This is a genomic window from Pseudomonas sp. P5_A12 (genome assembly GCF_056400685.1).
The window spans coordinates 1-13,999 of record NZ_JBFUKU010000146.1 but is presented as its reverse complement, the minus strand read 5'-3'; the positions used below and the strand labels follow the sequence as shown (position 1 = coordinate 13,999).

The 13,999-nt window shown below is 59.0% G+C and carries 15 protein-coding genes and 1 pseudogene; 3 read left to right on the top strand and 13 right to left on the bottom strand.

Features of this window, described 5'->3' with window-relative positions:
- Positions 1–1,033 (top strand): sigma-54 interaction domain-containing protein (locus AC1DSG_RS18885; RefSeq protein WP_477792240.1); only part of this gene is annotated, 1,033 nt, incomplete at its 5' end.
- 112 nt (positions 1,034–1,145) lie between these two features.
- On the opposite strand, the gene thiO is transcribed toward AC1DSG_RS18885, so the two are convergent.
- From thiO to AC1DSG_RS18850, 7 genes and pseudogenes are all read right to left on the bottom strand, one after another.
- The gene (thiO, locus tag AC1DSG_RS18880; RefSeq protein ID WP_477792239.1) at positions 1,146–2,246 is read right to left on the bottom strand and encodes a glycine oxidase ThiO; all 1,101 of its coding nucleotides are present in this window, start codon (positions 2,244–2,246) and stop codon (positions 1,146–1,148) included.
- 55 nt (positions 2,247–2,301) lie between these two features.
- The gene (locus tag AC1DSG_RS18875; RefSeq protein WP_477792238.1) at positions 2,302–2,703 is read right to left on the bottom strand and encodes a type IV pilin protein; all 402 of its coding nucleotides are present in this window, start codon (positions 2,701–2,703) and stop codon (positions 2,302–2,304) included.
- Positions 2,704–2,717: 14 nt separating this feature from the next.
- Positions 2,718–2,933 (bottom strand): annotated as a pseudogene (locus tag AC1DSG_RS18870) (hypothetical protein); the annotation flags it as partial.
- Positions 2,934–3,120: 187 nt separating this feature from the next.
- Complete coding sequence (locus tag AC1DSG_RS18865; RefSeq protein ID WP_477792237.1) at positions 3,121–3,600, bottom strand: pilus assembly PilX family protein; 480 nt, start codon at positions 3,598–3,600, stop codon at positions 3,121–3,123.
- Positions 3,597–4,310: a PilW family protein gene (locus AC1DSG_RS18860; RefSeq protein ID WP_477792236.1), complete on the bottom strand. Its 714-nt coding sequence runs from the start codon at positions 4,308–4,310 to the stop codon at positions 3,597–3,599. Before AC1DSG_RS18860 ends, AC1DSG_RS18865 begins: the two co-directional genes overlap by 4 nt.
- Positions 4,307–4,756, bottom strand: a complete 450-nt coding sequence (gene pilV, locus AC1DSG_RS18855) for a type IV pilus modification protein PilV (protein WP_477792235.1) — start codon at positions 4,754–4,756, stop codon at positions 4,307–4,309. Before pilV ends, AC1DSG_RS18860 begins: the two co-directional genes overlap by 4 nt.
- On the bottom strand, positions 4,753–5,226 hold the full coding sequence (locus AC1DSG_RS18850; protein WP_477792234.1) for a GspH/FimT family pseudopilin: 474 nt from the start codon (positions 5,224–5,226) through the stop codon (positions 4,753–4,755). The genes pilV and AC1DSG_RS18850 overlap by 4 nt, the downstream gene beginning before the upstream one ends.
- A 128-nt stretch (positions 5,227–5,354) precedes the next feature.
- Here AC1DSG_RS18850 and AC1DSG_RS18845 point away from each other — a divergent pair, with 128 nt between their 5' ends.
- Entirely contained in the window at positions 5,355–5,873 is a 519-nt protein-coding gene (locus AC1DSG_RS18845) for a GspH/FimT family pseudopilin (protein WP_477792233.1), read from the top strand.
- Here the strand turns inward: AC1DSG_RS18845 and ispH are convergent.
- The 6 genes from ispH to murJ all read right to left on the bottom strand — a co-directional run bounded on the left by ispH (position 5,870) and on the right by murJ (position 13,325).
- Positions 5,870–6,817: a 4-hydroxy-3-methylbut-2-enyl diphosphate reductase gene (gene ispH / locus AC1DSG_RS18840; protein WP_477792232.1), complete on the bottom strand. Its 948-nt coding sequence runs from the start codon at positions 6,815–6,817 to the stop codon at positions 5,870–5,872. The genes AC1DSG_RS18845 and ispH overlap by 4 nt on opposite strands.
- A gap of 108 nt (positions 6,818–6,925) precedes the next feature.
- Positions 6,926–7,363 carry an FKBP-type peptidyl-prolyl cis-trans isomerase gene (gene fkpB / locus AC1DSG_RS18835; RefSeq protein WP_178128963.1) on the bottom strand — a complete coding sequence of 146 codons (438 nt, stop codon included), beginning with the start codon at positions 7,361–7,363 and terminating at the stop codon, positions 6,926–6,928.
- A gap of 7 nt (positions 7,364–7,370) precedes the next feature.
- A complete protein-coding gene (lspA, locus tag AC1DSG_RS18830) occupies positions 7,371–7,883 on the bottom strand; it encodes a signal peptidase II (protein ID WP_477792231.1) in 513 nt (170 codons plus the stop codon).
- Positions 7,876–10,707: an isoleucine--tRNA ligase gene (gene ileS, locus AC1DSG_RS18825; RefSeq protein ID WP_477792230.1), complete on the bottom strand. Its 2,832-nt coding sequence runs from the start codon at positions 10,705–10,707 to the stop codon at positions 7,876–7,878. The genes lspA and ileS overlap by 8 nt, the downstream gene beginning before the upstream one ends.
- Positions 10,708–11,658 carry a bifunctional riboflavin kinase/FAD synthetase gene (gene ribF, locus AC1DSG_RS18820; protein ID WP_223515504.1) on the bottom strand — a complete coding sequence of 317 codons (951 nt, stop codon included), beginning with the start codon at positions 11,656–11,658 and terminating at the stop codon, positions 10,708–10,710.
- A 128-nt stretch (positions 11,659–11,786) separates the two neighbouring features.
- Entirely contained in the window at positions 11,787–13,325 is a 1,539-nt protein-coding gene (gene murJ, locus AC1DSG_RS18815; protein WP_477792229.1) for a murein biosynthesis integral membrane protein MurJ, read from the bottom strand.
- A gap of 252 nt (positions 13,326–13,577) precedes the next feature.
- Between murJ and rpsT the strand changes: the two genes are divergently transcribed.
- The gene (gene rpsT / locus AC1DSG_RS18810) at positions 13,578–13,856 is read left to right on the top strand and encodes a 30S ribosomal protein S20 (RefSeq protein WP_007942340.1); all 279 of its coding nucleotides are present in this window, start codon (positions 13,578–13,580) and stop codon (positions 13,854–13,856) included.
- Positions 13,857–13,999: the final 143 nt, after the last annotated feature.

Sequence of the window (13,999 nt, the reverse complement as noted above, 5' to 3'; positions counted from 1 at the left end):
GACCAAACCAGTCGACCTCACTCGGTTGCGAGAGCTAATCACCAGCGCCCTGCGCTTGCCTGCACCGGGCGAGGCCAGTACAGCCGTTGATCGCCGGTTACTGGGTAACTCCCTGCCCATGCGCAGCCTGCGCAAACACATCGACAAACTCGCGCGCAGCCAGGCCCCGGTGTACATCAGCGGCGAATCCGGCAGTGGCAAAGAATTGGTCGCCAGACTGATCCATGAACAAGGACCGCGAGCCCAGCAACCCTTCGTCCCGGTCAACTGTGGGGCGATTCCGTCAGACCTGATGGAAAGCGAGTTCTTTGGGCATCGCAAAGGCAGTTTCAGCGGCGCCATCGAAGACAAACCCGGTCTGTTCCAGGCCGCCCATGGCGGCACGCTATTTCTCGATGAAGTCGCGGATTTACCTTTGGCCATGCAGGTCAAACTGCTGCGCGCGATTCAGGAAAAAACAGTTCGCCGGGTCGGCGAACAACAGGAGACGGTGGTCGATGTGCGCATCCTTTGCGCCACTCACAAAGACCTCGATGCCGAAGTCTCTGCCGAACGATTTCGCCAGGATTTGTACTACCGCCTCAACGTGATCGAACTGCGGGTTCCCTCGTTGCGCGAACGCCGTGACGACATCGAACCACTGGCCAGCCATGTGCTCAAGCGCTTGGCGGCCGGCAGCGGCCGACCTCCCGCGACGCTCCATCCGCTCGCGCTGGATGCGCTGAAAAGCTATCGATTTCCGGGCAATGTGAGAGAACTGGAGAACGTGCTCGAACGGGCTCACACCTTGTGTGAAAACAAGCAGATTGAAGCCAGTGATTTACGACTGGCCGAGGGTAATTGCACGGCTGAAGGCGCGGTGCCGGACCTGACGCAGATCGATAATCTTGAACATTATCTGGAAAACGTCGAACGCAAACTCCTCCTCCAGGCGCTGGAGGAAACCCGCTGGAACCGCACGGCGGCGGCTCAGCGGTTGAGTTTATCGTTCAGGTCGATGCGTTACAGGCTCAAGAAATTAGGGCTGGATTGAGGGCCCTTTCGCGAGCAGGCTCGCTCCCACATCGGATCTGTGAGCAATGCAAATCCCCTGTGGGAGCGAGCCTGCTCGCGAAGCGATTTTCCAGGCGCCAAAACTTCTGAGGCTAGATGCGCCCAATCGGCGCATACGGCTCGGGATCAATAATCGGCTCGCGGCCGAGCATCACATCGGCAAACAACTGACACGACGCAGGCGCCAGCACCAGCCCATTGCGGTAATGCCCGCAATTGAGCCAAAGGCCTTCAAACCCTGGCACCTGACCGATATAAGGAATGCCTTCCGGCGAGCCCGGTCGCAACCCGGCCCAATGGCCCACAACTTCGGCATCCGCCAACGCGGGAATCAACTCCACCGCCGATGCCTTCAGGCTTTCCAGCGCCGAATCGGTCGGTGTCTTGTCGTAGCCTTCATGTTCCAGCGTACTGCCGATCAGAATGTGCCCGTCGCGCCGAGGAATCGCATAACGCCCCTTGGCCAGTACCATGCTCGGCAAAAAATCCGCCGCACACTTGTACAGAATCATTTGCCCTTTTACCGGTTCGACCGGCAGTTCCAGCCCCAGACTCTTCAGTAAATCCCCACTCCAGGCGCCGGCGGTCAGCACTACTTGATCACCCTGAATGGTACCCGTCGCGGTCTGTACGCCAACGACCCGATCGCCTTCACGAATAAACCCGCTGACTTCGCACTGCTCGTGGATTGTCACATTCGGCAACGCCAGCAACGCAGCCTTCAGCGACTTCACCAGCCGTGGATTGCGCACATTAGCCACATCGGCCATGTAGACCGCCCGCGAAAAACCCGCGCCCAGCACCGGCACCGCATCGTGTGCCGCCGAGATATCCACAGCCCGCAGCGGACGATTCTCGCGCTTGGCCCAAGCCAGCGCTTCAGCCTCGTCATCCAGATCCAGCCAGTACAAACCGGTGGTATGAACTTCAGGGTCAACCCCGGTCGCGGCGAACAGTCGCTCACCGAGCTGTGGATAAAAATCCTGGGACCAATGCGCCAACGCAGTGACCGCCGGGCTGTAGCGCCACGGGTACAACGGCGAAACAATCCCGCCCCCCGCCCAGGACGACTCCTGCCCGACGTTCGAACGATCCAGCAGCACAACGCTGTGCACTTCGGACGCGAGATTGAATGCCGTCAGCAGCCCAATCACGCCGCCGCCGACAATCACCACTTGCTGTTGCCTGATCATGTTCAGATCCAACCGTTAAATAGACAGAGGGCGCAAATGGCGCCCCAAAAGAAACTCAGCCGCCCCAGCAGTCCTTGGCGGTCAACCCGTCTGCCGCATTGACCATGCTTTTGACACCGGTATTGCTGAGGGTGAAATCCCCGCACTTGTCGGCTGCCATGCTCGAACCGGCCTTGCGCACCGCTGTCAGCAAGAAGGTCTGGTCTGTGAGGGTCGGGGTGATGGTGTAATAGTCATTGCCGGCGCTCAGGCCGGTGGCATCGGTATAGACATTTTTCTGGGAATAGAACCGTTCAAGGATCTGCGCCTGCTCGGATAACACTCCGGCAATTTCGCTGCGCCGGCCCTTATTCAGGTATTCGGTGAAGCTCGGGGCGGCAATGGTCAGCACGATCCCGATGATCGCAATCACGATCATGATTTCGATCAGGGTAAAACCTCGGTTGGATCTACGCATGCCTCAACTCTCACTTACTGTATTTGGCGCCACATGATGCGACGGCTGCCGCCGCCGGATTTTTCCACCACTGGGGTGATCACATCTCCGGAATCATTTCCGGTGATGTCATTGGCGACACCATCGGAGGACGGATTATCGCCGATATAGATCACCCCGCTGGAAATTGCGTCGGGATTATCGACCACGCCATCGCCATTGCCGTCGAGCATCTTAACGCTGAACGCTTCGGGCAGCTTCAGGCAGATTGCCGTCAACCCCTGTCTGTCGCGATAGAAACCGTACCAATTGCCAGCGGCCAGACATCGACGTTTACTCGGGGTTGGTGGGTCCGGCGACGTAAAACAATAGGCCGGCATCGACAGGCACAGCAACAACCCAACGCCATACCCCCGCAGTCGCCATGCAATGTGGCGCTTAATATTTTGCATAAATACTCTCCACCACGCTGCGCGAATGGCCTGCAATACCTACTGCCGTCACCCGGTACAGGGTTGCCTTGGTGTGAGTCGGTAAATTCACGGCAGCCTGGGTAGTGCCAATATTTTGCACACCATAATAGCCCGCTCCGGATGCGATCCAGGTCACCCCCGAAGCGGAATTAACCCCAGCGGCAGTCACAGACTTTGACTCGGGTGGCGGTGAGCACTGACGGCCACTGCTGCAAATCGGCAGTGAATAGCCGTCCCGCTGCACGGCGCTTTCCCCCACCCGCAGCGCCGCTTCTGCACCTTGAAACGACTGATTGCGCAAGCTCACGCTGCCGGCCATTTTTTCCTGCAGGGTGGCGTTCTGCATCGAAGACAGGCCGATCAACGTCAGCAACAGCAGAAACACCAGACTGACCAGCAGCGCCATACCGCGTTGGGCGTGAGACGTCATGGCAGCCACCCTCATGGCAAGCGGTTGCGCAAAGCGGCAACCACGTCGAAGGTTTGGGAGTGCACCCGGTTGTTCGGGTCCGCGAGGGTCAGACTCAGCCGTACGCTGCGAATGCGTGCCGGGTCTGACGGGTTGCTGCTGTAACTGGAGGCGRCCACATCGGTGGCCGAACTGGCGAGGCCGAAGCTGACGTTGAACGCCTCCACGTGGTTCACCAGCACGTATTGGGTTGGCTTGCCGGCGCCAGCCCCCATCAATATCTGGTTATTTCTGAAGCTGTAGATCAATCGCCGTACCGGAAACGCCAGAAACCCCGTCGCGGGTTTGCGCAGGCCGGTGTACGCCGTCGCCGAGTTTCGACAGTCAGTAATGACCGTCCAGGCTGGCACTCCGCCCCCGCCGCCGACATCCGCCGTCACCAGGGTCAGCTTGCGGTTGGCGTTGTCCCAACTGATGGGCGTTATCTGGCTTGCTTTAAAATCACCTGTTTCACTTGAGTCAGTGATAGTCCCCAGACAGCCGAACATGCCGACCATGCGGATTTCCTGAATCATCTTGCTCAATACAAATCGCGCGTCCTCCTGCATCCCCGCAGAGACGTTCTGGCTGACGTAGGTATTTTTAGCCGCGATGAAAATCTGCACCACACCCAGCACCACGATCAGGCTCAACGCCAGCGCAATCAACAACTCGATCAAACCAAACCCTCGGCTGGAGCGGCTCATGGCGTGGACACCGGGTCGACCGTGGCGCGACTGGTCAAGACGAAACTGCGGCGCGAGTTCGCGGTATTGGCGGCGCGCGAGTCATCCCAGGTGATGGTGATGGTGTAGACCCGCTGGTTCAACGCCACGCTGCCGGTGGCCGTCGCGCCGCCAAAATTGACGATGTTGGTGGTGAAATCGTAGAGATCCTGATCGCGGGCGACACTCTGGTTGCCCGAGGTCGGCGGCGTGACGGTGTAATCAGCGCCGGAATTGGCGCGGATGCGGTCCATCATGTCGTAGGCGATAAAACTGGCCTGGCTGGTCATCCGTGAACTGTCGGTGTACTTCAGCGCATTGAGCTGAATCGCCGCCGCCCCCAATAGCCCTACCGTCAGTATCAACAACGCAACCAAGACTTCGATCAGCGTCATGCCCTCCTGTGCACGCTTGTTCCATCCCCTCATCCGCAACTTCCACCCAATAAAATTCGTCCGTTCAAACACACATTCAGCGTCCTGCTTTGCGTACCCCGTACATAGTTGATGACGACGGTGGTAGACGGTGCCGACAAACCGCCCAGGTTGTTGAAGTCCAGCGCGGTCACTCCTGAGGTTAGCGTCAGGGTGGCGCCGCTGCTCATCGCTGGAACAACCCGCAATACATTGGCCGGTGTGCCAGTACCGTCATAGACCGTCAATTCACCGGTCCAAACGCTGCCACTGGCTGTCGGGCGGACCCGAGTGGTGATGCCACGGTTGATGGCCTCCAGTCGGGCGAAATTGAGTCCACGCTGCAAGCCGCCGATTTCAGTATCGGCCCGGGTGGTTTGCACCGAACGGGTAAACGCCGGCACCGCCAGGGTAATCAGGATCAGCAACACCGCGAGCGCAATCAGCAGCTCGATCAGCGTGAAACCTTTTGTACGATGATCCATCGGTGCCCTCAGTTGCCGTCGGCTATACCTGCCACTACACACTAGAAAACTCGACCGGCGCAGCCAGGTTGTTTGCCATCACCGCGCAGGGACCGCGCGGGTCACAACACTCCAGGGAAGGAAATGCCATGCATCAGCAAGGTTTCAGCCTGATCGAACTGCTTATGGGACTGGCGATTGCCGCAATTGTTCTGCTGTTGGTCAGTCCGGCGTTCGCAGCACTGACTGAATCGAACCATCGAGAGCAAGCGGCGAATGCGCTGGTCAGTGGGATACGCAACGCCCGAACCATCGCCATCACGCGCAATCAGGCCGTTGTGATTCATGGCATCAACGGGGATTGGGGTCAGGGCTGGCGGATCATTCTGGACATCAGCGGCAAAGGGCCGAAGGACAGCAGCAATCCGCTGCTGCTTGAGCGCGCGGGCGGTGCTCGGGTGCCGATTGTCGGCAATTGGCCGGTCAGGCGTTACATTCGATTCAGCGGGATAGGCACACCACAGATGCCCGAACGGGCCTTTCAAGCGGGAACACTGCACTTTTGCGCAGCCCGCGAACCCGTCAGCCAGCTCCAGGTGGTGCTGGCTGCGACAGGCCGCGTCAGCCTGCGCAGCGATAAAGCGGAGCAGGCTTTATGTCAGCGCTAAAGCAGGGAACGCACGCGCAGCTCTTTGGGCATGGAGAACGTGATGTTCTCCTCGCGACCGGCCAGTTCGTCGGCATCGGTTGCGCCCCACGCTTGCAGTTGCTGGATCACCCCACGCACCAACACTTCCGGAGCAGAAGCGCCGGCAGTAATGCCGATACGCTCGACACCGTCAAACCAGCTCTTTTGCAGGTCTTCGGCGCCGTCGATCAGATACGCCGGGGTGGCCATGCGTTCGGCCAGTTCACGCAAGCGATTGGAGTTGGAGCTGTTCGGACTGCCGACCACCAGCACTACGTCGCATTCGTCGGCCAGCTGTTTGACGGCGTCCTGACGGTTTTGCGTGGCGTAGCAGATGTCGTCTTTGCGCGGGCCACCAATCGCCGGGAAGCGCGCACGCAGTGCGTCGATCACGCGACTGGTGTCGTCCATGGACAGGGTGGTCTGGGTCACAAAGGCGAGTTTTTCCGGGTTGTTCACCTGCAATGCGGCGACGTCCTTCTCGTCTTCGACCAGGTAAATYGCGCCGCCATTGCTGCCATCGTACTGGCCCATGGTGCCTTCAACTTCCGGATGACCGGCGTGGCCGATGAGGATGCATTCACGGCCATCGCGGCTGTAGCGCGCGACTTCGATGTGCACCTTGGTGACCAGCGGGCAGGTCGCGTCGAACACCTTGAGGCCACGGCCGGCGGCTTCGGTGCGCACCGCCTGGGAAACTCCGTGGGCGCTGAAGATCACGATGACGTCGTCCGGTACCTGATCCAGTTCCTCAACGAAGATCGCCCCGCGAGCACGCAGGTCTTCGACGACGAACTTGTTGTGAACCACTTCGTGGCGCACATAGATCGGTGGCCCGAACACTTCCAGGGCGCGGTTGACGATTTCGATCGCACGGTCCACGCCGGCGCAGAAGCCACGGGGGTTGGCGAGTTTGATTTGCATGCTGTGCCTCGTGTCTTGCGCGCAAGAAATAGTAATGCCTGCCTGTTGATCGAACACAAGGCCCGAGAACAGTGAAATCCATGTGGGAGCGAGCCTGCTCCCACAGTATTACAATGATTTGACGTTGATGATCTCGACGTCAAAGGTCAATGTCTTGCCGGCCAGCGGGTGGTTGAAGTCGATGGTCACCTGCTCGTCATCAAATTCTTTCACAACGCCTGGCAGCTCGGTATTCGCCGCATCGTTGAAGATCACCAACAAACCCGGCGACAGCTCCATGTCCTTGAACTGCGAACGCGGGATGATCTGTACGTTCTGCGGGTTCGGCTGGCCGAAGGCGTTTTCCGGCTGAATCGTCAGCGTACGCTTGTCACCCGCCTTGAAGCCGAACAGTGCCGCTTCGAAACCTGGCAACAGGTTGCCGTCGCCGACCTGAAAGGTCGCCGGGGCTTTGTCGAAGGTGCTGTCGACGGTGTCGCCGTTCTCCAGGCGCAGTGCAAAGTGCAAAGTGACTTCCGTGTTCTGGCGGATGCGTTGCTCAGCCAATACCTGTTCAGTCATGAACGGATTCTCCGGTTTTCTTACTTTTGAACATATCCAGTGCCAGCATCACGGCACCCACCGTAATTGCGCTGTCGGCAACGTTGAACGCCGGGAACATCCAGCGGTTCTGCCAATGCACCAAAATGAAATCGATCACATGGCCCAGGGCAATGCGGTCATACAAGTTACCCAGCGCGCCACCCAGCACGAGCGCCAACGCGACAGCCAGCCAGGTTTCGTTGCGCCCCAGACGCTTGAGCCACACCACCAGCACTGCACTGACCGCAATCGCGATCAGGGCAAACAACCAGCGCTGCCAGCCGGAGCTGTCGGCCAGGAAGCTGAACGCCGCACCGGTGTTGTAGGCCAGGGTCCAACTGAACAAATCGGGGATCACCACGATTTGCTGGTACATCTCGAGCTTGCCTTCGAAGTAGAACTTGCTGGCCTGGTCGATGACCAGGACCAGCAAACTCAACCAGAGCCAACTCAGCCGTCCAAAACGGCCAACGGCATTAGGCATAGTGACGGACCTCGCCAGCGCCACTGATGTTGTCGACGCAACGACCACAGATTTCCGGATGCTCCGGGTTCACGCCAACGTCTTCACGGCAGTGCCAGCAACGGGCGCACTTGGCGTGGCTCGACTTGACCACTTGCAGCTTCAAGCCGCTGACTTCGGTGACTACGGCATCGGCCGGTGCCTGCACAAATGGCGCGACGGTGGCGGTCGAAGTGATCAACACGAAGCGCAGTTCATTGCTCAGCTTGGCCAGGTCGGCGCTCAGCGCTTCTTCGGCGAACAGCGTCACTTCGGCTTGCAGGTTGCCACCGACCGCCTTGGCCGCGCGCTGGATTTCCATTTCTTTGTTGACGGCCACTTTGACGGCCATGATCCGCTCCCAGTAGGCACGGTCCAGCTCGACGCCTTCCGGCAGCTCGGTCAAACCTTCGTACCAGGTGTTGAGCATCACCGATTCGTTACGCTCGCCCGGCAGGTATTCCCACAGCTCGTCAGCAGTGAACGCGAGGATCGGCGCGATCCAGCGCACCAGCGCTTCGGAGATGTGATACAGCGCGGTTTGCGCCGAACGGCGGGCCTTGCTGTTGGCGCCAGTGGTGTACTGACGGTCCTTGATGATGTCGAGGTAGAAACCGCCCAACTCCTGCACGCAGAAGTTGTGGATCTTGGAGTAGACGTTCCAGAAACGGTACTCGCCGTAGTGCTCTTGCAGCTCACGTTGCAGCAGCAGCGTGCGGTCCACAGCCCAACGGTCCAGCGCGAGCATGTCTTCGGCCGGCAGGATGTCGGTGGCCGGGTTGAAGCCGGTCAGGTTCGAGAGCAGGAAGCGCGCGGTGTTACGGATACGCCGGTAGGCGTCCGCACTGCGTTGCAGGATCTGCTCGGAAACCGCCATTTCACCCGAGTAATCGGTGGATGCCACCCACAGACGCATGATGTCGGCGCCCAGGGTGTCGTTGACCTTTTGCGGTGCAATCACGTTGCCCAAAGATTTGGACATCTTGCGACCGGACTCATCAACCGTGAAGCCGTGAGTCAGCAGTTCGCGGTACGGCGCGTGGTTGTCGATCGCGCAACCAGTCAGCAACGACGAGTGGAACCAGCCACGGTGTTGGTCCGAGCCTTCCAGGTAAAGGTCGGCGCGTGGACCGGTTTCGTGGCCCATCGAGTGCGAACCGCGCAGGACGTGCCAGTGCGTAGTGCCCGAATCGAACCAGACGTCCAGGGTGTCGCTGATCTTGTCGTACTGCGGTGCTTCATCACCCAGCAGTTCGGCAGCGTCCATCTTGAACCAGGCTTCGATGCCTTCGACTTCGACACGCTTGGCGACTTCTTCCATCAGCTCGGCGGTGCGTGGGTGCAGTTCGCCACTTTCCTTGTTCAGGAAGAACGGGATCGGCACGCCCCAGTTGCGCTGGCGGGAAATGCACCAGTCCGGACGGTTGGCGATCATCGAGTGCAGGCGTGCCTGGCCCCAGGCCGGGACGAACTTGGTGTCTTCGATGGCTTTGATTGCGCGCTTGCGCAGGGTGTCGCCGGTCACAGGCTCTTTGTCCATGCCGATGAACCACTGCGCGGTGGCGCGGTAGATCAGCGGGGTCTTGTGACGCCAGCAGTGCATGTAGCTGTGTTCGATGATCGTGGTGTGCAACAGCGCGCCGACTTCCGTCAGCTTGTCGACGATGGCCGGATTGGCTTTCCAGATGAACTGGCCGCCAAAAAATTCCAGCGAGGTCGCGTAAACGCCGTTGCTTTGTACCGGATTGAGGATGTCGTCGTTGACCATGCCGTATTTCTTGCAGGTCACGAAGTCGTCCACGCCGTAGGCCGGTGCAGAGTGAACCACGCCCGTGCCGGCGCCCAGTTCAACGTACTCGGCCAGGTAAACCGGCGACAGGCGATCGTAGAACGGGTGACGGAAATTGATCAGTTCCAGCTCTTTACCGGTGGTGGTCGCGATGACCGAACCTTGCAGGCTGTAACGGGCCAGGCACGACTCGACCAGCTCTTCGGCCAGTACCAGCAGTTTGTCGCCGACGTCGACCAGGGCGTAGTTGAATTCCGGGTGAACGTTCAGCGCCTGGTTGGCCGGGATGGTCCACGGGGTGGTGGTCCAGATCACGATCGAAGCCGGCTTGGCCAGCGACGGCAGACCGAAAGCGGCAGCCAGTTTGGCTTCATCGGCAATCGGGAAGGCTACATCGATGGTCGAGGACTTCTTGTTTTCGTACTCGACTTCCGCTTCAGCCAGGGCCGAACCGCAGTCGAAACACCAGTTCACAGGCTTGAGGCCCTTGAACACGAAACCGCCCTTGACGATTTCAGCCAGGGCGCGGATTTCACCGGCCTCGTTCTTGAAGTCCATGGTCTTGTACGGGTTGGCGAAGTCGCCCAACACGCCCAGACGGATGAATTCGGACTTCTGACCTTCGATCTGCTCGGTGGCGTAGGCACGGCACAGTTCGCGGGTCTTGTCCGCACCCAGGTTCTTGCCGTGGGTCACTTCGACTTTGTGCTCGATCGGCAGGCCGTGGCAGTCCCAACCCGGAACATAAGGCGCGTCGAAACCCGACAGGGTCTTCGAGCGGATGATCATGTCTTTGAGAATCTTGTTCAGCGCATGACCGATGTGAATCGTGCCGTTGGCGTACGGAGGACCGTCGTGCAGGACGAACTTCGGACGATCCTTGCCAATCTCGCGCAACTTACCGTACAGGCCAATGCTGTCCCAGCGCTGCAGAATCTGCGGTTCGCGCTGAGGCAGGCCGGCCTTCATTGGGAAGGCGGTGTCCGGAAGGTTTAGCGTGGCTTTATAGTCGGTCATTTAAGGCTCTTCATTAGCGATTGGCGCTAGGTGCGACAGGGCACGGGCGGCGGCGACATCCGCATTGATCGCCGTCTTAAGCGCCTCCAGAGAGGCGAAACGCTGCTCTTCACGCAGCTTGTGGTGGAAGACCACCGTCAAACGCCGGTCATACAGATCGCCGGCAAAATCTAAAAGATGCACTTCGAGGTGGGCTTTGCCATCACCTTGAACCGTGGGCCGCACGCCGATATTGGCGACGCCTGGCCAGGTCTTGCCGTCGATGTCGACGTTGACCAGGTAAACCCCGGTCAGCGGCACGCGACGGCGCTTGAGTTGTATGTTGGCCGTGCGCGTACCCAACTGGCGCGCCAGCTTCTGGCCGTGCAGCACCCGCCCGGTAATCTGGAACGGTCGCCCGAGCAGTCGCTCGGCCAAGGCAAAATCAGCAGCGGCCAGGGCATTGCGGACCTGGGTGCTGCTGACGCGAATGCCGTCCAGCTCGACGGTTTGCGCCGCTTCGACGGTAAAGCCCTGAACAATGCCGGCTTGTTGCAGGAAATCGAAATCTCCTACTCGGTCGCAGCCGAAGCGGAAGTCGTCACCGACCTCAAGGTGCTGCACACCAAGGCCGTCCACCAGAATGGTATCAACGAATTCGCTGGCACTGAGCTTGCTCAGCCGCTGGTTGAAAGCCAGGCACAGAACGCGGTCGACACCTTCGTCGGCCAGCAGCTGCAGTTTGTCCCGCAGCCGGGCCAGACGGGCGGGGGCCGTGTCCGGGGCAAAGAATTCTCGCGGCTGCGGCTCAAAAATCACCACGCAGCTGGGCACGCCCAACTCGAGCGCACGTTCACGCAGCCGCGCCAGGATAGCCTGGTGGCCACGGTGAACACCGTCAAAGTTGCCAATAGTGGCGACACAGCCCCGATGCTGGGGGCGCAGATTTTGGAGGCCTCGAACCAGCTGCATAACGCGCTTCTTGCTCATAAAGTGGTCGATTATAACCACACCCGGCGGCCGACGACAGGCAACACCGTAACCAAAGTGATCGAGCCGACAAAACCACCGGCTCGCCCGTGCTTATCGAGGCCGCAACCTCAACTCAATGCCTTGCGATTGAAGTCGCGCAAACGGAAGCCCATCAGCAGTAACATCCCGAAATAAGAGACGATACCGGCCGCGACCAAAGCACCAAGTCGCAGGAACCGCTCCAGCATATGCCCCTGATCCCACGCCGGCATGAAATGCATCCCGAGCAGCAACACCGCAGACATGACCAATACGGCGATGACGAGCTTGGCGCCGAACTTCGCCCAGCCCGGTTGTGGCTGGTACATCTGCTGCTTGCGCAACTGATAGAACAATAACCCGGCGTTGAGGCAGGCACCGGCACTGATGGCCAGGGCCAGACCGGCGTGGGCCAGTGGACCGATCAACATCAAGTTGAACAACTGGGTCACCACCAGGGTGAAAATTGMAATTTTCACCGGCGTACGGATGTTTTGTTGCGCATAAAAGCCCGGCGCCAGCACTTTGATCACGATAATGCCCAGCAACCCGACTGAATAAGCGATCAAGGCCCGCTGCGTCATTGACGCATCAAAGGCGCTGAACTGGCCGTACTGGAACAGCGAGACGGTCAACGGCTCAGCCAGAAGCCCCAGCGCCAGCGAGCACGGCAACACCAGTACGAAGCACAGGCGCAGCCCCCAATCGAGGATGCGCGAATACTCGTGGCGATCCTTGCTTGCGTAGGTTTTGGCCAATGTCGGCAACAGAATCGTGCCTAACGCCACACCCAATACGCCGGACGGTAATTCCATCAAGCGATCGGCGTAGTACATCCATGAAACTGAACCGGCCACCAGGAATGACGCGAAGATGGTGTTGATGATCAGCGAAATCTGGCTCACGGACACGCCGAGAATCGCCGGTAGCATCTGTTTCATGACCCGCCAGACGCCGCTGTCACGCAGGTTCAGGCGCGGCAACACCAGCATGCCGATCTTTTTCAGGTGCGGCAGCTGATAGAGCAGTTGCGCCAGGCCGCCCACCAGAACCGCCCAGCCCAATGCCATGACCGGCGGATCGAAGTACGGAGTCAGGAACAGCGAAAAGACGATCATGCTGACGTTGAGCAGGGTCGGCACAAAGGCCGGCACTGAAAAACGGTTGTAAGTATTGAGGATCGCGCCGGCCAGGGATGACAGGGAGATCAACAGGATGTAAGGAAAGGTCACCCGCAACAGGCTGGTGGTCAGCTCGAATTTTTCCGGTGTATCGGTAAAACCCGGCGCGGTTGCCCAGATGACCCAAGGTGCAGCAATCATCCCCAATACCGTAACCAGGGCCAGCGCCAGGGTCAGCAGGCCCGAGACGTACGCAACAAACGTTCGCGTCGCCTCCTCACCCTTCTGGCTTTTGTATTCGGCCAGAATTGGCACGAAAGCCTGGGAAAACGCCCCCTCGGCGAAGATCCGCCGCAGCAGGTTGGGCAGTTTGAAGGCGATAAAGAAGGCGTCCGTCGCCATCCCGGCACCAAATGTACGTGCGATAAGCGTGTCACGAACAAACCCCAAAACCCGGGAAATCATCGTGATAGAGCTGACGGCGGCCAACGATTTGAGCAGATTCATTGAAAGAGTTTGTGCCTGTCGATAAACAGCAGGCGAACAAAGCGCCTACTTATGCGATACTCCGCGCCGCAGCAGCACAGAGCCAAAGCTCGCGAGTTTACAGGTCAAGCGCCGGAAATAAATATCCCGCCTCTTTATACCTACCACTTAGCGGAACGTCTCAACCGCCCTTGACAAGACATCAACTCATCGGCATGATTCGCGGCCTATTTTGTTTGCTATTTCCTAAAAAGTCTTTCGAGGAGCTCGACGGTGGCCAACACACCTTCCGCCAAAAAACGTGCAAAACAGGCTGAGAAGCGTCGCAGCCACAACGCCAGCCTGCGTTCCATGGTTCGTACCTACATCAAGAATGTAGTTAAAGCCATCGACGCAAAAGACGCTGCTAAAGCTCAAGCTGCTTACGTTCTGGCCGTGCCAGTTATCGACCGTATGGCCGATAAAGGCATCATCCACAAGAACAAGGCTGCTCGTCATAAGAGCCGCCTGAACGGTCACGTCAAGGCCCTGAACCTTGCTGTTGCCGCTTAAGCGATAAGCTTGTTGAAAAACCGACCTCAGGGTCGGTTTTTTATTGCCTGCGATTTGGCAAAGACAACACAAAAAAATATGGGAGCGGGCTTGCTCGCGAAGAGGGAGTATCAGATGACATTAATGTCGCCTGACACACCGCC

Excerpts from the sequence above, each read along its gene's own strand:
- ileS (WP_477792230.1), bottom strand. The coding sequence starts at position 10,707 with ATGACCGACTATAAAGCCACGCTAAACCTTCCGGACACCGCCTTCCCA.
- ribF (WP_223515504.1), bottom strand. The coding sequence starts at position 11,658 with ATGCAGCTGGTTCGAGGCCTCCAAAATCTGCGCCCCCAGCATCGGGGC.
- AC1DSG_RS18865 (WP_477792237.1), bottom strand. The coding sequence starts at position 3,600 with ATGAGGGTGGCTGCCATGACGTCTCACGCCCAACGCGGTATGGCGCTG.
- pilV (WP_477792235.1), bottom strand. The coding sequence starts at position 4,756 with ATGAGGGGATGGAACAAGCGTGCACAGGAGGGCATGACGCTGATCGAA.
- AC1DSG_RS18875 (WP_477792238.1), bottom strand. The coding sequence starts at position 2,703 with ATGCGTAGATCCAACCGAGGTTTTACCCTGATCGAAATCATGATCGTG.
- thiO (WP_477792239.1), bottom strand. The coding sequence starts at position 2,246 with ATGATCAGGCAACAGCAAGTGGTGATTGTCGGCGGCGGCGTGATTGGG.
- lspA (WP_477792231.1), bottom strand. The coding sequence starts at position 7,883 with ATGCCTAATGCCGTTGGCCGTTTTGGACGGCTGAGTTGGCTCTGGTTG.
- AC1DSG_RS18850 (WP_477792234.1), bottom strand. The coding sequence starts at position 5,226 with ATGGATCATCGTACAAAAGGTTTCACGCTGATCGAGCTGCTGATTGCG.
- AC1DSG_RS18845 (WP_477792233.1), top strand. The coding sequence starts at position 5,355 with ATGCATCAGCAAGGTTTCAGCCTGATCGAACTGCTTATGGGACTGGCG.